This window comes from Ruegeria sp. HKCCD6119, from assembly GCF_013110585.1.
GTDB lineage: Bacteria > Pseudomonadota > Alphaproteobacteria > Rhodobacterales > Rhodobacteraceae > Ruegeria.
Window position 1 is genome coordinate 281,686 of record NZ_WVQV01000003.1, and the last position, 19,617, is coordinate 301,302.

Consider the following 19,617-nt stretch of genomic DNA (forward strand, 5'->3'; position numbering starts at 1 on the left):
TCAGCCCTGCCCGCTGTACATGAGTTCCGTCCGCACATCATAGAGGTCATGGAAGAACCGCAACTCAAGTGCTTTTCGCAAGAAAGCCACGCCGCTGGAACCTCCGGTACCGGGTTGCATTCCGATCACACGTTCAACCGCCGTGGCGTGGTCAAAGCGCCAGCGTTGAAACAGGCTTTCCACATCCATGAGCTTTTCTGCCAGCGCATACAGATCCCAATATTTGTCCGTGTTGCGGAACACGTCGACCCAGATCTGAACCACGCGCGGATCACCGGAATAGGGTTCGGAGTAGTCCCGCTCGATCAAGTCCTTTGGAACGTCGAACCCCTGTCGGGCCAGCATGTGCAACACTTCGTCATACAGGGACGGTTTGGTCAGGGCGGCGTTCAGCATCTCCATCACCTCGGGGTCATGCTCGTGCACTTTCAGAGTCGAGGCATCCTTATTGCCCAGAATGAACTCGATCTGCCTGTACCCATAGCTTTGAAACCCGGAAGAGTTGCCGAGGGCCTGCCGAAACGTCATATAGTCGGCCGGCGTCATGGTCAGCAGGGTTTCCCAGGCCGCAATCAATTGCCGTTGAATGGCCTTGATGCGGTCGAGGTTTTTCATGGCGGGCCCGAATTCGTCTTGTTGCAGGAACCGGCGGACCTCGACCAGTTGGTGATGCATCAGTTTCAGCCACAGCTCACTGACCTGATGAATGATGATGAACAGCATCTCGTCAGGTTGTGCGGGGTCCTGAAAGGTTTTTTGCAGGTTCAGCAGCGTCTTCAGTTGCAGGAAGTCGCCATAGCTTTTGCGGTGCGTTTCGGCGAAATCAGTGACTAGGGTGTCTTCGACCCCCCGTTGCAACAGACGATCGTCTTTGTTCTCGCCCATCTCATGCCTCCCTTGTGCAAGTTCTGCACCTGTCTAGGGGCTGAACTTGCAACTTTCCAGCGCGTTAGGCCCAGTCCAGAACAACCTTGCCGGACAGGCCTGATTTCATCGCGGAAAACCCTTTGGCGAAATCATCAACCGCAAAGCGATGCGTGATCACGCGGGACACATCCAGACCGTTTTGCAGCATGGCGATCATCTTGTACCACGTTTCGAACATCTCACGCCCATAGACCCCCTTGATCGTGATCGCCTTGAACACGATGCGCGACCAGTCGACCGGAGATTTGCCCGGTGGAATCCCCAGCAACGCGATCTTTCCACCCATCACCAAGGCTTCGACCATCTGGTCCAGGGCGGCTTGCGAGCCGGACATTTCAAGCCCGACATCGAACCCTTCCTTCATCCCAAGCTCGGCGATGACGTCCCGCAATTCCTCGGTGGAGACATCGACGGTCCGCACCGAAGGAACCACATGTTCGGCCAGTTTCAATCGGTCTGCGTTGATGTCGGTGATGACCACGTTGCGTGCACCCGCGTGACGAGCGACGGCAGCGGCCATGATACCGATGGGGCCCGCACCCGTGATCAGAACGTCCTCTCCCAGCAAATCAAAGCTGAGGGCAGTATGCACCGCATTGCCCAGCGGATCGAGGATGGCTCCGATCTCATCCGGTATGTCGTCGGGCAAGGGAACCACGTTGAAGGCAGGCAGTTTCAGGTATTCGGCAAATGCGCCCTGTTCGTTCACTCCAATGCCCCGGGTTCCCGGATCCAGGTGAAACTTTCCGGCGCGGCTCTGGCGGCTGTCGGTGGTGATCAGATGGCCCTCGCCCGAGCATCGCTGGCCGATTTCAAGCCCGGTCACGTTGCGCCCGATCTCGACGATCTCTCCGGCAAACTCATGGCCAGTGATCATCGGAACCGGCACGGTATGAGACGCCCACTCGTCCCAGTTCCAGATATGGATGTCGGTGCCGCAGATACCCGTCTTGTTGATACGGATCAGCACATCATCGGGGCCAATTTCGGGGATCGGGGCCTGCACCATCCACAACCCTTCTTCGGGTTTGGATTTTTCCAGAGCTTTCATTGTGTTGGGTCGCATATGTTTACTCCCACAAATCGGTCGACAGGTATTTCAGGCCGCTGTCACACATGACGATGGCGACACAGCCGCCTTCTTCGGGGCCGCGCAGCAGTTCAATCGCCGCGGCAAGATTCGCGCCTGCCGAATAGCCGGCGAATATCCCCTCGGTCCGGGCCAGAAGTCGGGCGCAATCCCGCGCGGCCTTCCCCGAAACAGCAAGATGTCCGGCCAATCGGCTATCCTTCAAATGCACCAGATCACCCATGGCGTAACCGCCTCCCTGAATGGGATGGTCCGGGGTCGAAACCGGCTCACCGGCCAAAGCGCGCGCGCCCGCAGGTTCCACGACATAGCACCGCACGCCGTGCCGGTTCAGATACTCTGCCGCTCCGGCAAGCGTTCCGCCCGATCCTGCAAAGTCGCAGAATGCCGTGACGGTGCCTTCGGATTGCGCCCAGATCTCGGGCCCGGTCCCGGTTTCGTGGGCCTTGGGGTTTCCCGAATGGCCAAACTGATCCGCACGAAACGCGTTGCGTGCGGCCGTGATGCGTTTCGCCTCGACATCGACCAGTTCAAGATCGGCCCCAGAGACTTCGCCGGGTTTGCTGCCGGGGGCCTGGGGCACGATGACAACTTCGGCCCCCAGGGCCCGCATCATACGCGCGCGTTCGATCGAGTTTCCGGCGCTCATGACAGCCACGAAAGGATGGCCCAGAATACCGCATACAATGGCCAGCCCGGTGCCCATATTGCCCGAGGTCAGCTCGACCACCGTTTGCCCCGGTGACAAAGTCCCGTCTGCGCGCGCCGTTTCGATGATGGACTTCGCCGCGCGGTCCTTTTTCGAAAACCCCGGCAGCAAATAGTCAAGCTTGGCGATGATCCGCCCGTTCAGCTTCTGATGGGCACACACGCGCGACAGTTCGACCATGGGGGTGTCGCCGATCACGTCGATGACCGATGGAAGGATCATTCGATGACCCCCAGCTCTTTGCCGACCTTGCCAAATGCGGACAAGGCGCGGTCCAGTTCATCCCTGGTCAGAGCCGCATTCATCTGCGTTCTGATCCGCGCTTGCCCGCGTGGGACGACCGGGAAGAAGAAGCCCGAAACATAGACGCCTTCGTCGAACAGCCGTGACGCCATGTCCTGTGCCAGCTGAGCCTCACCCAGCATCACCGGGATGATCGGGTGTTCCCCGGGCAGCAGGTCAAAGCCAAGCTTTTCCAGCCCGGCGCGCCAATATTTGGCGTTGCCGAAGAGTTGCGCGCGCAGCATGTCGCCTTCTTCGACCAGGCGGATCGCTTCCAACCCGGCGGCGACGATCGAGGGCGGCAGCGAGTTTGAGAACAGATAGGGCCGCGCCCGCTGCCGCAGCAGGTCGATCACTGGCTGCGGCCCGGCGATATAGCCGCCGATTGCCCCCCCAAGTGCCTTGCCCAAGGTTCCCGTCAGAATATCGACATCGACGCCGAAATGATCGGGTGTGCCGGCCCCGTTCGGCCCCATGAAACCGGTCGCATGGCAATCGTCCACCATGACAATTGCATCGTATTTATCGGCCAGTTCCCGGATTTTTGGCAGGTTGGCCAGATAGCCGTCCATCGAGAACACGCCATCGGTGGCGATCATGATATGCCGCGCCCCGTCTTCGCGCGCCTGTTTCAGCCAGGCTTCGAGGTCATTCATGTCGTTGTTCAGATAGCGATAGCGTTTGGCCTTGCACAGCCGCACGCCGTCGATGATCGAGGCGTGGTTCAGGCTGTCCGAAATGATGGCGTCTTCCGGTCCCAGCAGAGGTTCAAACAGCCCGCCATTGGCGTCGAAACAAGCGGCAAAGAGGATGGAGTCGTCCTTGTTCAGGAAATTGGCAAGACGTTGTTCCAGTTCGCGGTGAATGTCTTGCGTGCCACAGATGAACCGAACCGACGCCATGCCGAATCCTTTGGGCCCCATCGCTTGTGTCGCGGCCTCGATCAGCGCCGGGTGATCCGCCAGACCCAGATAGTTGTTGGCACAGAGGTTGATCACCTGCTTGCCGCCCACAGTGATCTCACCGCCCTGAGGTGAGGTGATCATTCGTTCGCGTTTGTAAAGACCCTCAGATTCGATCTGCGCAAGTGTGTCCGTGATATGGGACAGGAATATATCTGCCATGGCGACCTCCGTTCAACTGAGTCGCACATCTAACATAGCGGATGAAATTCCCAAATAGGGGAAATTCAATATGAAGGAAAAATATCCGTGAAGGCGGAATTTCGCGGATGTCAGGCGTTTTTTACGATCAGGAATACTCGGGCTGGCCCTTGGGCACAGATGGAATGCGCAATGTCGGCGGCATATCGGGCCGTGTCCCCCTGGTTCAACTCGGTCACCGCATTGCCTGAAGTGACTTTGACCGCGCCTTCCAGCACGGTGAGCTGTTCACGGGCACCGCGGGCGTGGGGTTGGCTGTTCAGGGCCCCGTCCTTGTCAAATTCGATATCATAGACTTCATGACCCCCGGCCTCTTCCGGCGGTGACAGGATGCGAATTCGGCAGTTCTGCCCCATATTGTCGATGCTGGGCACTTCGGAGTTTCTGAGCACCTCGATCTGGTCCGTGGTCTTTGTGCCCTCCAAGAGACCGGCGAAATCCACCTGCAGGGCGCGTGTCAGGTTCCACAAGGTCGAGATCGTCGGGCTGCTTTCGCCGCGTTCGATCTGACTGACCATGGACCGGGACACACCGCTGAGATTGGCGACCGCTTCCAGGGACAGGCCTTTGGCCCGGCGTGCCTCTTTCAGGCGGGCGGGCAGGAGGTTCAGGATATCGTCTGTGTCTTCCGTCATGACGGAATCCATGGGGGCTGCGCAACGCAATGTCAATTCCCGCCGTGACGGGACGTCTGGGGCGACAGTGCCATTCTGCGCATGCATAATGCAGCGAAATTCAGGAGGAGTAGCTCATGAGCGATATCGTTATTCTCGACGGTGCCCGCACCGCAATTGGCACCTTTGGTGGTGCGCTGGCTTCAACCGCGCCGATTGATCTGGCCACTGTCGCGACCGAAGCGGCGCTTGAGCGATCGGGGGTTGAGGGGGCACAGATCGGGCATGTGGTGTTCGGTCATGTGATCAACACTGAACCGCGTGACATGTATCTGTCGCGCGTCGCCGCCATGCAGGCGGGCATTCCCAATGGTACGCCGGCCATGAACGTGAACCGCCTGTGCGGATCCGGCGCGCAGGCGATCGTGTCAGCCATGCAGTCCCTGATGCTGGGCGATGCTGACTTTGCGGTGGCAGGCGGAGCAGAAAGCATGTCCCGAAGCCCCTATATCGTTCCGCAGGCGCGCTGGGGCGCAAAGATGGGCGACGTCACCGCGCTGGACATGATGCTGGGCGCGTTGAACTGCCCCTTTGGCACCGGACATATGGGGGTGACGGCCGAAAACGTGGCGGATGAGCATCAGATCAGCCGCGAACAGATGGATGCGTTCGCATTGGACAGCCAGACACGTGCGGCGGCGGCGATCGAGGCCGGTTACTTCGACAGCCAGATCACTCCGGTACAGGTCAAGGTCAAGCGGGACATGGTCGATTTCAAAGTCGACGAGCATCCAAAGGCGACGACCGCCGAAGCGTTGGCCGGTCTGCGCCCGGTATTCAAGAAGGACGGGCGTGTGACAGCCGGGAATGCCTCGGGCATCAATGACGGCGCGGCGGCGATGGTGCTGGCGACAGCGGATGCGGCCGAAAGGGCCGGGTTGAAACCGAAGGCGCGTGTGATTGGTTATGCGCATGCAGGCGTGCGGCCGGAAGTCATGGGCATCGGTCCGGTTCCGGCAGTGCAAAACCTGTTTGCGAAGACGGGTCTGTCAGCGGAAGATTTCGACGTGATCGAAAGCAATGAAGCCTTCGCCGCGCAGGCACTGGCTGTGAATCAGGAGCTTGGATTGGACGCGAGCAAGGTGAACCCCAACGGCGGTGCGATTGCGTTGGGGCATCCTGTGGGGGCCACGGGTGCGATCATCACGCTGAAAGCACTGTACGAGCTGGAACGTACCGGCGGATCCAAAGGGTTGATCACCATGTGCATCGGGGGCGGTCAGGGGATTGCCATCGCCATCGAGCGGCTCTGACCCGGAAGGGGTGCGGGGGGCTGTCTGCCCCCCATCGCGCCAGGGCGCGATTCCCCCCGACGATATTTGTGGCCAGATGAAGCAGGCGGATTGGTTCAGCTGAGCGCGTTGATCAGCAAGACCAGCGCCGCACCTGCTGCGGCGCCGATCGTGGCGGGCAGAGCAAAGGACCAAAAGGTGGGCGTCTGCGGTTCGTCCTTCTGTGTCTGCGCAATCAGTGCGTTTTCGACCAGGGCCGGCAGACGCGGGCCGAAGCGGGCCAGCACCATTGCGGTTTTCCCAAAATCACGCAGGGCCGCCCGAGGGCCGATGGATTGTTTGATGTAGTCTTCGACCACGGGGCGGGCGACTTCCCAGATGTTCATATGAGGGTCGAGTGAGCGCGCAACGCCTTCGACGACAACCATGGTGCGTTGCAGCAGGATCAGCTCGGTTCGTGTTTCCATCCCGAACCGTTCGGTCACTTCGAACAGATAGCTCAGCAACCGCCCCATGGAAATATGCGTGGCATCCATGCCGAAGATCGGCTCGCCCACGGCACGCAGGGCGCGGGCGAACTCGTCCACGTCCTGGTTGGCGGGAACATAGCCGGCTTCGAAATGCACCTCGGCCACACGTTTGTAGTCGCGGCGGATGAAGCCAAACAGGATTTCGGCATAGACCCGGCGCGTGTATTCATCGATATGCCCCATGATGCCATAGTCATAGGCAATGATGTCTCCGTTCGCGGCGACCTTGAGGTTGCCCTGGTGCATGTCGGCGTGGAAAAAGCCGTCGCGCAGCGCATGGAGGAGGAACAGGCGCAGGACACGTTCGGCCAGATCATTGCGGTTGTGACCTGCGGCATCCAGAGCATCATTGTCACCCAGCGCGATCCCGTCCGCCCAGCTGAGCGTCATGACGCGCCGCGCGGACAGTGACCACACAACGGGCGGCAGCCAGAAGCCGGTGTCGTCCTTGGTGTTGGCGGCATATTCGGAGGCCGCCGCGCTTTCCAGACGCAGATCCAGTTCGCCGCGCACGACACCGTCGAAATGCTCGATCACCTCCACCGGTCGCAGACGGCGCGCGCCGGGGGCGAAGAGCTGGACGATCCGGGCGGCGAAATAGAACGCATCGACATCTTTGCGGAACGCGCGTTCGATCCCCGGACGCAGGACTTTCACTGCGACATCCTCGCCCGTGCTGGTCAGCTTGGCCTTGTGAACCTGCGCAATCGAGGCTGCGGCAATCGGTTCGCTGAATTCGCTGAACATGTCCGAGATCGGCTGACCCAGTTCTTTCTCGACTTCGGCCATCGCGTCGGCTTTGGAGAAAGGGGGCAGCTTGTCTTGCAGAACGCGCAGTTGCTCGGCCAGTTCATTTCCAACGACGTCAGGGCGGGTCGAAAGCACTTGCCCGAATTTGATATAGGCGGGGCCAAGCGCCGTCAGGGCGCGCGTTGCCGGTGGCATACCGGGGTCGCCTTTGTAGCCAAGCCATTGAAAGGGTTTGCCCAATGCGTGGGCCAGGATGCGTACGGCGCGCGGGGCTTCGAACGCATCCAGTACCACGTTCATGGCGCCTGTGCGCTCGAGCGTGGCGCCTGTGCGGATCAGGCGGATGATGTTATGGGGACCACGCATGTGTCAGATCTTCCAGCCGGAATGCAGCGCGGCGATACCCATGCTCAGGTTCCGGTATTTGGCGTTTTCGAAACCTGCTGTGCGAACCATGTTCAGGAACGTTTCCTGATCGGGAAATTTTCGGATCGATTCGACTAGGTACTGATAGCTGTCATAGTCATTGGCGATCAGTTTTCCCATGCGCGGGATGACGTTGAAGCTGTAAAGGTCGTAGAGCTTCTGCAGCCCCTCATTGGGCAGCTGGCTGAATTCCAGCACCATCAGACGGCCGCCGGGTTTCAGCACGCGGTAAGCCTCGTTCAAAGCTTCTTGCGGGCGGGTGACGTTCCGAATGCCGAACGAGATCGTGTAAACATCGAATGTATTGTCTTCGAAGGGCAGGGCCATGGCATCGCCCACGACCCAGTTCAGGCTGCCCGACATCTGATCTGCCTCGGCACGTTGGCGCCCTTCGATCAGCATCGGCTCGGTCAGGTCCAGGACCGTGGCGTGGCCGTGACCCGCGCGCTTGAGGAACCTGAACGAGATGTCGCCCGTGCCACCGGCCACGTCCAGCAGCCGCTGGCCGGGGCGTGGCGCCAGCCAGTCCATCATCGCGTCCTTCCAGACCCGGTGGATGCCCATCGACATGACGTCGTTCATCACGTCATATTTCGAGGCAACCGAGTTGAACACGCCCTGTACGCGCCCGGCCTTGTCAGCCTCGCGCACGGTTTCGAACCCGAAATGAGTGGTCTTGTCGTTGGTGTCGGACATTTGCCTTGCCGTTCGTCGAATTTCGCCTCTGTTATAGGGCCATAAGAAGCGGGCACAATGCGGCCCTTTGGAATAGGAGCCATCTAATGCCCGAATTGCCCGAGGTCGAGACAGTAAGACGCGGCCTGAGCCCGGCAATGGAAGGGGTGGTGATCGAGCGCGCGGATGTGAATCGACCCGATCTGCGCTGGCCGTTCCCGGATCGGATGGTCGAACGGCTGACCGGGCAGCGGGTAGAGCGGTTGCGGCGGCGGTCGAAATACATTCTGGCCGATCTCAGCAGCGGTGAGACGTTGCTTATTCACTTGGGCATGTCCGGGCGGATGACGGTTTCGGGCGATCCGCTGGGGCAGTTTGTGCATGACCATCCTGCGGCGCAAAAACACGACCATGTTGTATTTCACATGGCCAACGGTGCGCGCGTCACCTTCAACGACCCGCGCCGGTTCGGGGCGATGGACCTGCTGCCGACGGCCACCGCTGAGGCACATAAGCTGCTGGCGGTTCTGGGGCCGGAACCGTTGGGCAATGACTTTCACGAACAGCACCTGATCGACGCGTTCAGGGGCAAGAACACACCTGTGAAATCCGCCCTGCTGGATCAGGGAATCGTTGCCGGGTTGGGGAATATTTACGTCTGCGAGGCTTTGTATCGCGGAAAGGTGTCGCCACGTCGCAAAGCGGGGCAAATTTCTTCGGCACGTGTCTCGGGTCTTGTGCCGATCATCCGGCAGGTGTTGCAGGACGCCATAGACGCAGGCGGATCCTCGCTGCGCGATTTCCGCCAAGCCGATGGAGAACTTGGATATTTTCAGCACAGCTTTGATGTCTACGGGCGCGAAGGCGAACCCTGCCGGACCGAAGGGTGTAGCGCCCGGATCAAGAGAATCACCCAGTCCGGTCGCTCAACTTTCTATTGCGCGCAATGCCAAAGATAACTTGATCCAGCTTTTGCGCGTGATAATGACTCGTATCTGAACGGAACAACCGGAAGCTTTCACCTCATGGCTTTTGAGACGATCATCGTCGAAATCGAAGACCACGTCGCACTTATCAAACTCAACCGACCGGATGCGTTGAACGCGTTGAACACCCAGTTGCTGGGTGAGCTCTGCACTGCACTGGAAGATGCGGACAGCAACGACAAGGTGCGCTGCATCGTGATAACCGGATCGGACAAGGCCTTCGCCGCCGGCGCGGACATCAAGGAAATGTCCGAGATGAGTTTTGTCGACGTCTACAACATCAACCTTTTTGCCGATGCGAATGATCGTGTGACCGCGATTCGCAAGCCGATCATCGCGGCCGTTGCGGGCTATGCGCTGGGCGGTGGCTGTGAACTTGCCATGCTGTGCGATTTCATCATCGCGGCGGACACTGCGAAATTCGGCCAGCCCGAGATCAATCTGGGCGTCATTGCCGGTCTGGGTGGAAGTCAGCGTCTGACGCGGTTCGTGGGTAAATCCAAATCGATGGACATGAACCTGACCGGGCGTTTCATGGATGCCGACGAAGCCGAGCGTGCGGGTCTCGTCAGCCGGGTGGTGCCGGCCAAGAAGCTGATCGAAGAAGCCGTGAGCGCAGCACAGAAGATTGCCGAGAAATCGCAATTGACTGCAATGGCCGCGAAAGAAGCGGTGAACCGCAGCTACGAGCTTCCGCTGAGTGAAGGTATGTTGTTCGAGCGTCGTGTCTTCCATTCGATGTTCGCGACCGAAGATCAGAAGGAAGGCATGGCCGCGTTCCTGGAAAAGCGCACGGCGCAATTCCGCGACAAGTAAAGCGCGGGACCTCTGAGGCGGGTGTTTTAAGCCCGCCCCATATTCTTGGCCATGGTTCCAAGAATCAACTTGGCAATCCCTTTGAACTTGGCTAAAGACCCCCGTTATACATGCGCGTGCGGCCCGCTTGGCCCGACTCACACTCGTGATTTCTGATCCGGTGCGGATATGTCCGTGGCGCGCAACCCTAGATTAACGTACCTAACGAAGGTCAGATTCACATGGCAAACTCGCCTCAGGCAAAAAAACGCGCGCGTCAGAACGAAAAGCGTTTCGCAATCAACAAAGCGCGTCGTTCGCGCATCCGCACCTATCTGCGTAAAGTCGAAGAAGCGATCGCATCCGGCGACAAGGACGCGGCGACTGCTGCTCTGTGTGCGGCTCAGCCCGAGCTGATGCGCGGCGTTACCAAGGGTGTTTTCCACAAGAACACCGCCGCCCGCAAAATGTCGCGCCTGTCCGCGCGCGTCAAAGCACTGGGCTAAGCTTTTGGGTGACCCAAGGTCACGTCAGAAAGGCTGAACCATTCTGAAAAGGCGTCGTGCATCACGGCGCCTTTTGTCGTGTTGCCAGAAAACCGCGCCTTCACAAAACCGAGAGATTCTTTCGCCCAAAGACCCGAGTCAATATCAGAGTTTCGTTGCCGCGCCCCTCTCTGAATTGCTACGACTGATGTCAGCGATTCACTCGCTTGGGGGGACAGGCTGTTTTCCCGATCGAACTGACGGGCATCAGAGCGATCTGGGGACAATTGTCGACGACTGGCTTGAGCCAGGCTGCCGATCTGCCATGGAAGCCGGAATAAACCCGGTGATCTTGGCCCTGTCTAAAAATTGAGGTTGCGACGTGCAACCCGATTTTCGGGACGTTCCGTTATTGCTGAGCGTCAGAATTGGGGGTTGCCGGGCTATTCGGGATGGTCCCGCCAAGCCGACTGGTTTGGCGATTGGATACCTATTGCGTGTGAATACAACACCGGGAAACCGGCTTCGTATGAATAAGGCTGACAGGCCAATAAGAATGGGATGCGTGAGGCGCTTAATGACACAAGAAAAATGGGGACTACTGCGTAACAAGTTGCTGAAGGCCATCGGTCGGAACAATTATACGACCTGGATCGAGCCTTTGGAATTCAAGGAGCTTCAGGACGGCGTGGCGGTTTTCTCGGTGCCGACCAATTTCATGGGCAATTACGTCAGCCAGAATTTTGCCGACCTCATTTTATACGAGCTGAACACCGCAGGTGAAACTGTGCAGCGTCTGGATTTCCGCGTCGCTGCAAACTCGCCTGCACGGCCTAAGCCAGCTGTCGATACGCCGCCGGTGGCAAAGCCTGAACCTGTCGCCGCGCCGAGCGAGGACCCGGCGCAGGATACATTGGAATCGCTTCAGGCTGCCCCGTTGGATTCCCGCTTTACCTTTGACAGTTTTGTCGTCGGCAAGCCCAATGAACTGGCCCATGCGGCCGCGCGCCGAGTATCCGAGGGTGGGCCGGTGACCTTCAATCCGCTGGTTCTGTACGGCGGCGTGGGGCTGGGTAAGACCCACTTGATGCACGCCATTGCATGGGAGCTGAAAACCAAACATCCGGAACTCAACGTTCTGTACCTGTCAGCGGAACAGTTCATGTACCGGTTCGTGCAGGCCCTGCGCGAGCGTCGGATGATGGATTTCAAACACCTGTTCCGTTCGGTTGACGTTTTGATGGTTGACGACGTGCAGTTCATCGCCGGCAAGGATTCCACTCAGGAAGAGTTTTTCCACACGTTCAACGCGCTGGTGGATCAGAACAAACAGATCATCATCTCGGCCGACCGCGCCCCGGGTGAGATCAAGGATCTGGAAGACCGGGTGAAATCCCGCCTGCAATGTGGTCTGGTGGTTGATCTGCACCCGACCGATTATGAACTGCGTCTGGGCATTTTGCAGAACAAGGTGCAGCAATACAGCTCATCCTATCCGGACCTGGCGATTGCCGATGGCGTTCTGGAATTCCTGGCGCATCGCATCTCGACCAATGTTCGGGTGCTGGAAGGTGCCCTGACCCGTCTGTTCGCTTTTGCCTCGCTGGTTGGCCGCGAGATCGACATGGAACTGACGCAGGATTGTCTGGCGGATGTGCTGCGCGCCTCGGAACGCAAGATCACCGTTGAAGAGATCCAGCGGAAGGTGTCCGAGTATTACAACATCCGGCTTTCTGACATCATCGGCCCGAAGCGCCTGCGCTCTTACGCGCGTCCGCGTCAGGTGGCGATGTATCTGTGCAAGCAGTTGACTAGCCGGTCGCTGCCCGAGATTGGCCGCCGTTTTGGCGGGCGCGATCACACGACGGTCATGCATGGCGTCAAGCGCATTGAAGAGTTGAAGCTGACCGACGGTCAGATCGCTGAAGACGTCGAAATGCTGCGCCGGTCGCTTGAAGCCTGATCCGCGCCTTTAATGCAGGAAACCGCCCCGGTTCCTTGGGTCCGGGGCGTTTCTTGTGCGCATTAGTCCACGGTTGGATCAGAACTGGTGCCTGTCAGGCACGCTGCCCTTGACGCTGGACGCAATCCAACCCAGAAATCCGTAAAAAATCCTTGTGCCTCAGGGTGGAACCGCTAACGTGCCAGTCCCGCCCATGTCGGTACGCAAGTCAGAGGAATTGAGGGTATGAAGATCAGCATCGAACGCGGCACCCTTCTCAAGGCCGTTTCGCAGGCTCAATCCGTAGTGGAACGCCGCAATACCATTCCCATACTTGCGAATGTCCTGATTGAGGCGGAAGGCGATCAGGCGCTGTTTCGCGCGACCGATCTGGATATCGAAGTGGTCGACAAAGCCCCGGCGCAGGTCGAGAAAGCCGGTGCCACCACCGTGGCCGCGACCACCTTGCACGAGATCGTGCGCAAACTGCCCGACGGAGCGTTGGTCACGCTGACCGCGGACAGCGCGGCAGGGCGTCTGACGGTTGAGGCGGGTCGGTCGAATTTCTCGCTGGCGACGCTGCCGAAAGAGGATTTCCCGGTCATGGCGTCGTCGGAGTATCAATCAAATTTCACGGCTTCGGCTGCCCTGCTGCGACGGTTGTTCGACAAGTCGAAATTCGCAATCTCAACAGAAGAGACCCGGTATTATCTGAACGGTGTCTATATGCATGTGGCCGACGGATTCGATGGCGGCAAGGTGCTGCGCTGCGTGGCCACCGACGGCCACCGGCTTGCTCGGATCGATGCCGATTTGCCGGATGGTGCAGAGGGTATGCCGGGCGTTATCGTCCCGCGCAAAACCGTGGGCGAGCTGCGCAAGCTGCTGGACGATGATGAAATGGATATCGCGGTTTCGGTCAGCGAAACCAAGGTGCGTTTCGCCACGCCGGATATCACGCTGACCTCGAAGGTCATCGACGGAACCTTTCCCGACTACACGCGCGTTATCCCGCAAGGAAATACGCGCAAGCTGGAAGTGGATGCTGCCGAGTTCGCACAGGCTGTGGACCGGGTGGCAACGGTGTCTTCCGAGCGTTCGCGTGCGGTGAAGCTGCAACTGGATGGCGACAAGCTGGTCCTGTCGGTGAACGCACCAGACAGTGGCGCGGCCGAGGAAGAACTGGCGGTCGCCTATGGTGATGAGCGTCTGGAGATCGGGTTCAATGCCAAATATCTGCTGGAGATCGCGTCTCAGGTGGATCGAGAGAATGCGGTGTTCATGTTCAATTCAGCTGGCGACCCGACCCTGATGCGCGAAGGCAATGACCAGAGCGCAGTTTACGTCGTCATGCCAATGCGCGTCTGATCGCGCGGACGTGCGATGCCTCCGGCGGGAGTATTTTTGAAAAAATGAAGGGAGGGGTCATGGGATTGGCCCTGACCGAGCTTACGGTCTCGCATTTTCGGTCTCACAAGCTGGCGCGGTTGTCTCTGGACGGGCGGCCGGTGGCTATTCACGGGTCGAACGGGGCGGGCAAGACCAATATTCTGGAAGCGGTATCCTTGTTTTCACCCGGTCGCGGAATGCGGCGGGCAAGCGCGGCCGAGATGACGCGGCGGCCCGAGGCGTTGGGCTGGAAACTGTCGGGACTGTTGCAATCGCAGGGTCAGAATTTCGAAATCGAAACCTGGTCTGAGGGGGGTTCAGCACGGCAGGTGAGGATTGATGGAAAATCCGCCACCCAGATTGATCTGGGTAAACTTGCGCGGGTGGTCTGGCTGGTTCCATCCATGGACCGCCTGTGGATTGAAGGGGCCGAAGGCCGGCGCCGGTTTCTTGATCGCATTGCGCTCAGTTTTGATCCGTTTCATGCAGAGGCCTCGCTGGCTTACGAAAAAGCGATGCGCGAACGGAACCGTTTGCTGAAAGAGCAGGTTCGGGACGCGCATTGGTATGCTGCGCTTGAGGGTCAGTTGGCCGAGATGGGGCATCGTATCCACACAGCGCGATTGGCGGCGTTGAGCCATCTGAGGGTGGCGCAGGATCAGGCGGAAACGGCTTTTCCGTCTGCCGAGTTGGAATTGGTGCAAACCGAAGGCGCGATGCCCGAAACGGCAGAGGATCTGCGCGAGGCTTTGAATGAAAGCCGGTTCAGGGACTTGGCTGCGGGTCGGACTTTGGTTGGGCCGCATCGGTCAGACTTGTATGGCGTCTTTGCTGCCAAGGGTGTTCCCGCCAAGGATTGTTCGACCGGTGAGCAGAAGGCGCTGCTGGTTTCATTGATCCTGTCCAATGCCCGAGCTTTGGCCGCAATGGTGGGTGCGCCACCGATCGTTTTGCTGGATGAGGTGGCCGCTCATCTGGACGCGGGTCGGCGCGCTTCACTTTATGACGAGATTTGTGCGTTGGGTGCTCAGGCCTGGATGACGGGCACCGGGCCTGAACTGTTTGCGGAGTTGAGTGACCGGGCCCAGACGCTGATCGTGACCGAAGGCGATGAGGGGTCGGTCGTGGCGGTTTAGGCCGGTTCGTTGACTTTGCGCTCCCACAGGAAACCGCGCATGACTTCATCGACCGGTGTTTTGGCCATGTGGTTGACGTAGTTTGACATGGTTTTTTGTGCAAGGCCCAGCACCACGTCCAGAACCGCACGATGGGAATAGCCCGCGTCGAAGAACGCCTGAAGCTGTTCCTCGGTCGGGTTGCCACGGGTTTCCATCACTTGCAGGGTGAAGCTGCGCAGCGCTTCGAGTTTGGGCGAAGGCAGTGGGGTTTCATTGCGCAGAGCCTGGGAGATTTCGTCTGATACCTTCATCATCTTTGCGATGCCGGTGTGCGCGGGCACGCAGTAATGGCATTCGTTTTCCACATTGATGGTCTGCCAGACGACGGTTTTCTCATCGTTGTCAAAATCGGTCTGCAAGAACAGGCTGTGCAGAACTTGATAGCCTTCAAGGTGCTCTGGGCTTTCTGCCATCACCTTGTGCAGGCCCGGCAAACGGCCAAAAGCGGCCTGGGACTTTTCCAACAGTGGTTTGGATGCTTCGGGTGCGGATTCTATGTCATGAGACGGGAAAGTGGCCATGTCGGAACTCCTGTTTCTGGCGCGATGGGTGGTGTTTAGGGTTTCTTGAGTGATCACTCAAGTATATATTTGAGCGAACGTTCAAGAATTGGTGATGCCGATGCCCCGCAAACCCGCATATGATCGCGACGCGTTGATCGAGAAGGCCCGTGACATCTTTTGGCGTCAGGGTTGGGCTGGTACGTCGCTGAAGGACCTTGAGCGGGAATTGAAGCTGAAACCCGGCAGTTTCTACGCGGCTTTCGGGTCGAAGGACGCGCTCTATGCGTTGACGCTGGAAAGCTACACGCAAGAAGGTGTGGCGCGCCTGAAAGCCCTTGCTGAAAGACTGGGGCCGAAGGAGGCGCTCAAGGCGCAACCACGGCTGGTCATCGAAGCGGTCGAGAACCCGGCAAAGGCCTGCATGCTGGCAAAGACATATGCCGAGTTGCAGGCGAAGGATCATGCGCTTGCGGATCAGGCCGCGCGTCACATGGCGGAAATGAAGGCGTGTTTCGCCGACCTGTTCCACAGCGCCCGGGCCGCCGGTGAAATCCGGCCTGAACATGACCCGGATCGGCTGGCGGCCCGGTATCAGTCGGACATTCTGGGGCTTCGGTTATCGGCCGAACGCAAGGATGTCGATGCGCTGGAAATCGCGGCGGATATCGCTTCTGACATCGACCGGTTATGAGGTGGATTCAGATGGGCAGAAAACGACTTGAGCACACACAAAATATTGGGGGATCGCGTGACAATCCCCACCAGAAAACGTATAAGGTACCAAAATAATATAGGTACTGACTGAATGTCCGAAGACGCACAGGCTCCTCAAGAATACGGCGCAGATTCCATCAAAGTTCTCAAGGGCTTAGAAGCCGTTCGCAAACGCCCCGGGATGTATATCGGGGACACGGATGATGGATCGGGCCTGCACCACATGGTGTATGAGGTTGTCGACAACGGAATTGACGAAGCGCTGGCGGGTCACGCCGACCATGTGACCGTGAAAATTCACGCGGATTCCAGCGTTTCGGTCAGCGACAACGGCCGCGGAATTCCGGTTGATATCCACCCGGAAGAAGGCGTTTCAGCGGCAGAGGTCATCATGACCCAGCTGCACGCGGGCGGCAAGTTCGACAGCAACTCTTACAAGGTGTCGGGCGGCCTGCATGGCGTGGGTGTTTCGGTGGTAAACGCCCTGTCGGACTGGCTGGAGCTGCGCATTTGGCGCGCGGGCAAAGAGCACGTGGCGCGATTTGAGGGCGGTGAAACAGCAGAGCATCTGAAGGTTGTCGGCGAATGCGGCGATCGTACGGGAACCGAAGTGCGGTTTCTGGCGTCGACCGACACGTTCTCGAATCTCGAATACTCGTTCGAGACGTTGGAAAAACGGCTGCGCGAACTGGCATTCCTGAACTCGGGCGTGCGGATCATCCTGATCGACGAACGCCCTGCCGAGCGGCTGGAGACCGAGCTGTTCTACGAAGGCGGCGTAAAGGAGTTCGTCAAATACCTCGACCGATCCAAAACGCCGGCCATGCCCGAGCCGATCTATATCAAGGGTGAGCGCGACGATATCGGTGTCGAGATCGCCATGTGGTGGAATGACAGCTACCACGAAACGGTACTGCCATTCACCAACAACATTCCGCAGCGCGACGGCGGGACCCATGTGGCTGGGTTCCGGGGGGCTTTGACCCGGACGATCAACAACTATGCGCAGTCCAGCGGGATCGCGAAAAAGGAAAAGGTCAGCTTCACCGGCGATGATGCGCGCGAAGGTTTGACCTGCGTATTGTCGGTGAAAGTGCCCGACCCGAAATTCTCGTCCCAGACCAAGGACAAGCTGGTTTCCTCCGAGGTCCGCCCGGCTGTCGAAGGTCTGATGAACGAAAAACTGGCCGAGTGGTTCGAAGAAAACCCCAACGAGGCCAAGAATATCGTCGGCAAGATCATCGAGGCTGCGTTGGCCCGGGAAGCTGCGCGGAAGGCACGCGAGCTGACCCGACGCAAGACGGCGATGGATGTGAACTATCTGGCGGGCAAGCTGAAGGATTGTTCCGAGAAGGATCCATCGAAAACCGAAGTCTTCCTGGTCGAGGGTGACTCGGCTGGTGGTTCTGCCCAGACCGGCCGGGACCGTCTGACGCAGGCGGTTCTGCCCTTGCGGGGGAAAATCCTGAACGTCGAACGCGCCCGGTTCGACCGGATGCTATCGTCTCAGGAAATTGGCAACCTCGTCATGGCGCTGGGTACGGGCATTGGCCGCGATGAGTTCAACATCGAAAAGCTGCGCTACCACAAGATCGTCATCATGACCGATGCGGATGTGGACGGCGCGCATATCCGGACCCTGTTGCTGACCTTCTTCTATCGGCAGATGCCTGAGCTGATCGAGGGCGGGTACCTCTATATCGCGCAACCGCCGCTGTACAAGGTTTCCCGCGGAAAGTCAGAGGTTTACCTGAAGGATCAGGCCGCTCTGGATGACTATCTGATCAATCAGGGCGTCGAAGGCGCGGTTCTGAAACTCGGCTCGGGTGAGGAAATCATCGGCCAGGACCTGACCCGCGTGGTGGATGAGGCGCGTCAGCTTAAACGTGTGCTGGATGCGTTTCCAACGCATTACCCGCGTCATATTCTGGAACAGGCCGCCGTTGCAGGAGCCTTTGTGCCTGGCGCTGTTGATGCTGACCTGCAAGGTGTGGCTGACAAAGTCGCCGCACGGCTGGATCTGATCGCGTTGGAATACGAACGCGGTTGGCAGGGTCGGATCACACAGGATCACGGCATCCGGCTGGCCCGTATCCTGCGCGGTGTCGAAGAGGTTCGCACGCTGGACGGCCCGATGCTGCGCTCGGGCGAGGCGCGCAAGACCGGCAGCTTTACGCAGAGCCTGCAAGAGATCTACAACTCTCCGGCCACTTTGAACCGTCGTGATCGCAGCCAGATGATCCACGGTCCGCTGGACTTGTTGCGCGCCATTCTGGAAGAGGGTGAAAAGGGCTTGTCCTTGCAGCGCTATAAAGGCTTGGGTGAGATGAACCCTGACCAGCTGTGGGAAACGACACTGGATCCGGATGCGCGGACGCTGCTGCAAGTGCGCGTGGATGACATGGTCGAGGCGGATGATCTGTTCACCAAGTTGATGGGTGACGTCGTGGAACCTCGTCGGGAGTTCATCCAGAAAAACGCCTTGAGTGTTGAGAATCTGGATTTCTGATCATGTGTAGGTTTGCGAATAACACTTCGCGCACCCCATAAGTTTGCATAGTTTGCCCATAGTTTTGCGCTGCGCGATTGTCTGCCTTAGCGATGAATTCAATCAGTTTTTGGCTTAGTCGTTGCGGTTATGGTCCTTTGCGTTGCTCGATCACGCAAAGGGCCTTCCTAAGGAACCTTGGGTTCCATGCGGCCTTTTTGCTTGGATTCTCGCGAACGTCTGCGACGCGCAGAAAGCAGACTTTGCAAAGTTTCGCGGACGGCCCTTTTCAAGTTTTATGAAGTCTACTTTGATGCCGCACTGGGGCGATTCGAAGCTGCCGTTCGTTGCATGCGCAAATACTAGTGCCTGAATTTTCTGCCTCCACGGCACTATGGACTATAAGTCTATCTCCATCTGTCAGGACGACTGAACGCCAGCAACGAAAAAACACCGCACTGCGCAATCGGGTACAAAGTCGCGGCAGAGCTGATGAAATTGCCAGACGCGTTCAGCCCGTCTCTGTGATCAAAGGGCGGAAAATCTAGGCGCGAGCGTGGACGCTCCCGAAAGCACAGCACAAACCCATGGACTTTCTTTGTGAACGAGCTGACCTCGGGGGAGAGGCCACCAAAACTCAGAAAATAGGATGCAATCCTACGGACGCAACCAACGCGAC

General features: G+C 58.6%; 17 protein-coding genes. 9 read left to right on the forward strand and 8 right to left on the reverse strand.

The features are described 5' to 3' along the window. The 5 genes from GS611_RS11375 to GS611_RS11395 all read right to left on the reverse strand — a co-directional run bounded on the left by GS611_RS11375 (position 1) and on the right by GS611_RS11395 (position 4,806). A complete protein-coding gene (locus GS611_RS11375) occupies positions 1-885 on the reverse strand; it encodes a tryptophan 2,3-dioxygenase (RefSeq protein ID WP_171233639.1) in 885 nt (294 codons plus the stop codon). A 64-nt stretch (positions 886-949) separates the two neighbouring features. Then, positions 950-1,978 (reverse strand): L-threonine 3-dehydrogenase, encoded by a 1,029-nt coding sequence (gene tdh / locus GS611_RS11380; protein WP_171635800.1) that lies wholly within the window; start codon positions 1,976-1,978, stop codon positions 950-952. Positions 1,979-1,997: 19 nt separating this feature from the next. Next, the gene (locus tag GS611_RS11385) at positions 1,998-2,948 is read right to left on the reverse strand and encodes a PLP-dependent cysteine synthase family protein (RefSeq protein WP_171635690.1); all 951 of its coding nucleotides are present in this window, start codon (positions 2,946-2,948) and stop codon (positions 1,998-2,000) included. Further along, complete coding sequence (locus GS611_RS11390) at positions 2,945-4,132, reverse strand: glycine C-acetyltransferase (RefSeq protein ID WP_171635691.1); 1,188 nt, start codon at positions 4,130-4,132, stop codon at positions 2,945-2,947. Before GS611_RS11390 ends, GS611_RS11385 begins: the two co-directional genes overlap by 4 nt. Positions 4,133-4,242: 110 nt before the next feature. Then, positions 4,243-4,806 (reverse strand): helix-turn-helix domain-containing protein, encoded by a 564-nt coding sequence (locus GS611_RS11395; RefSeq protein WP_171635692.1) that lies wholly within the window; start codon positions 4,804-4,806, stop codon positions 4,243-4,245. A gap of 116 nt (positions 4,807-4,922) precedes the next feature. Here GS611_RS11395 and GS611_RS11400 point away from each other — a divergent pair, with 116 nt between their 5' ends. After that, positions 4,923-6,098 carry an acetyl-CoA C-acyltransferase family protein gene (locus GS611_RS11400; protein ID WP_171635693.1) on the forward strand — a complete coding sequence of 392 codons (1,176 nt, stop codon included), beginning with the start codon at positions 4,923-4,925 and terminating at the stop codon, positions 6,096-6,098. Positions 6,099-6,193: 95 nt separating this feature from the next. Here the strand turns inward: GS611_RS11400 and ubiB are convergent, their stop codons facing one another. Further along, positions 6,194-7,723: a 2-polyprenylphenol 6-hydroxylase gene (gene ubiB, locus GS611_RS11405; RefSeq protein ID WP_152459789.1), complete on the reverse strand. Its 1,530-nt coding sequence runs from the start codon at positions 7,721-7,723 to the stop codon at positions 6,194-6,196. Positions 7,724-7,726: 3 nt separating this feature from the next. Continuing rightward, positions 7,727-8,479, reverse strand: coding sequence for a bifunctional demethylmenaquinone methyltransferase/2-methoxy-6-polyprenyl-1,4-benzoquinol methylase UbiE (gene ubiE, locus GS611_RS11410; RefSeq protein ID WP_171635694.1), 753 nt, complete (start codon positions 8,477-8,479; stop codon positions 7,727-7,729). 86 nt (positions 8,480-8,565) lie between these two features. On the opposite strand from ubiE, the gene mutM reads away from it, so the two are divergent. The 6 genes from mutM (at position 8,566) to recF (ending at position 15,191) form a co-directional block, all read left to right on the forward strand. Continuing rightward, positions 8,566-9,417, forward strand: coding sequence for a bifunctional DNA-formamidopyrimidine glycosylase/DNA-(apurinic or apyrimidinic site) lyase (mutM, locus tag GS611_RS11415; protein WP_171635695.1), 852 nt, complete (start codon positions 8,566-8,568; stop codon positions 9,415-9,417). A 66-nt stretch (positions 9,418-9,483) separates the two neighbouring features. Then, positions 9,484-10,260 carry an enoyl-CoA hydratase gene (locus GS611_RS11420; RefSeq protein ID WP_117870917.1) on the forward strand — a complete coding sequence of 259 codons (777 nt, stop codon included), beginning with the start codon at positions 9,484-9,486 and terminating at the stop codon, positions 10,258-10,260. Positions 10,261-10,481: 221 nt separating this feature from the next. Continuing rightward, the gene (rpsT, locus tag GS611_RS11425) at positions 10,482-10,745 is read left to right on the forward strand and encodes a 30S ribosomal protein S20 (protein WP_171635696.1); all 264 of its coding nucleotides are present in this window, start codon (positions 10,482-10,484) and stop codon (positions 10,743-10,745) included. 556 nt (positions 10,746-11,301) lie between these two features. Then, on the forward strand, positions 11,302-12,687 hold the full coding sequence (dnaA, locus tag GS611_RS11430; RefSeq protein WP_170345655.1) for a chromosomal replication initiator protein DnaA: 1,386 nt from the start codon (positions 11,302-11,304) through the stop codon (positions 12,685-12,687). Positions 12,688-12,912: 225 nt separating this feature from the next. Continuing rightward, positions 12,913-14,034, forward strand: a complete 1,122-nt coding sequence (dnaN, locus tag GS611_RS11435) for a DNA polymerase III subunit beta (RefSeq protein ID WP_171635697.1) — start codon at positions 12,913-12,915, stop codon at positions 14,032-14,034. A 59-nt stretch (positions 14,035-14,093) separates the two neighbouring features. Then, a complete protein-coding gene (gene recF, locus GS611_RS11440) occupies positions 14,094-15,191 on the forward strand; it encodes a DNA replication/repair protein RecF (RefSeq protein ID WP_171635699.1) in 1,098 nt (365 codons plus the stop codon). On the opposite strand, the gene GS611_RS11445 is transcribed toward recF, so the two are convergent. Continuing rightward, positions 15,188-15,754, reverse strand: coding sequence for a carboxymuconolactone decarboxylase family protein (locus GS611_RS11445; protein WP_171635701.1), 567 nt, complete (start codon positions 15,752-15,754; stop codon positions 15,188-15,190). The genes recF and GS611_RS11445 overlap by 4 nt on opposite strands. A gap of 100 nt (positions 15,755-15,854) precedes the next feature. Between GS611_RS11445 and GS611_RS11450 the strand changes: the two genes are divergently transcribed. Continuing rightward, positions 15,855-16,427, forward strand: coding sequence for a TetR/AcrR family transcriptional regulator (locus GS611_RS11450; RefSeq protein ID WP_171635704.1), 573 nt, complete (start codon positions 15,855-15,857; stop codon positions 16,425-16,427). Positions 16,428-16,541: 114 nt separating this feature from the next. Then, on the forward strand, positions 16,542-18,959 hold the full coding sequence (gene gyrB, locus GS611_RS11455; RefSeq protein ID WP_152456615.1) for a DNA topoisomerase (ATP-hydrolyzing) subunit B: 2,418 nt from the start codon (positions 16,542-16,544) through the stop codon (positions 18,957-18,959). The last annotated feature ends 658 nt before the right edge of the window (positions 18,960-19,617 follow it).

Coding starts and splice junctions, on each gene's coding strand:
- GS611_RS11375 (WP_171233639.1), bottom strand. CDS start 885: ATGGGCGAGAACAAAGACGATCGTCTGTTGCAACGGGGGGTCGAAGAC.
- tdh (WP_171635800.1), bottom strand. CDS start 1,978: ATGAAAGCTCTGGAAAAATCCAAACCCGAAGAAGGGTTGTGGATGGTG.
- GS611_RS11385 (WP_171635690.1), bottom strand. CDS start 2,948: ATGATCCTTCCATCGGTCATCGACGTGATCGGCGACACCCCCATGGTC.
- GS611_RS11390 (WP_171635691.1), bottom strand. CDS start 4,132: ATGGCAGATATATTCCTGTCCCATATCACGGACACACTTGCGCAGATC.
- GS611_RS11395 (WP_171635692.1), bottom strand. CDS start 4,806: ATGACGGAAGACACAGACGATATCCTGAACCTCCTGCCCGCCCGCCTG.
- GS611_RS11400 (WP_171635693.1), top strand. CDS start 4,923: ATGAGCGATATCGTTATTCTCGACGGTGCCCGCACCGCAATTGGCACC.
- ubiB (WP_152459789.1), bottom strand. CDS start 7,723: ATGCGTGGTCCCCATAACATCATCCGCCTGATCCGCACAGGCGCCACG.
- ubiE (WP_171635694.1), bottom strand. CDS start 8,479: ATGTCCGACACCAACGACAAGACCACTCATTTCGGGTTCGAAACCGTG.
- mutM (WP_171635695.1), top strand. CDS start 8,566: ATGCCCGAATTGCCCGAGGTCGAGACAGTAAGACGCGGCCTGAGCCCG.
- GS611_RS11420 (WP_117870917.1), top strand. CDS start 9,484: ATGGCTTTTGAGACGATCATCGTCGAAATCGAAGACCACGTCGCACTT.
- rpsT (WP_171635696.1), top strand. CDS start 10,482: ATGGCAAACTCGCCTCAGGCAAAAAAACGCGCGCGTCAGAACGAAAAG.
- dnaA (WP_170345655.1), top strand. CDS start 11,302: ATGACACAAGAAAAATGGGGACTACTGCGTAACAAGTTGCTGAAGGCC.
- dnaN (WP_171635697.1), top strand. CDS start 12,913: ATGAAGATCAGCATCGAACGCGGCACCCTTCTCAAGGCCGTTTCGCAG.
- recF (WP_171635699.1), top strand. CDS start 14,094: ATGGGATTGGCCCTGACCGAGCTTACGGTCTCGCATTTTCGGTCTCAC.
- GS611_RS11445 (WP_171635701.1), bottom strand. CDS start 15,754: ATGGCCACTTTCCCGTCTCATGACATAGAATCCGCACCCGAAGCATCC.
- GS611_RS11450 (WP_171635704.1), top strand. CDS start 15,855: ATGCCCCGCAAACCCGCATATGATCGCGACGCGTTGATCGAGAAGGCC.
- gyrB (WP_152456615.1), top strand. CDS start 16,542: ATGTCCGAAGACGCACAGGCTCCTCAAGAATACGGCGCAGATTCCATC.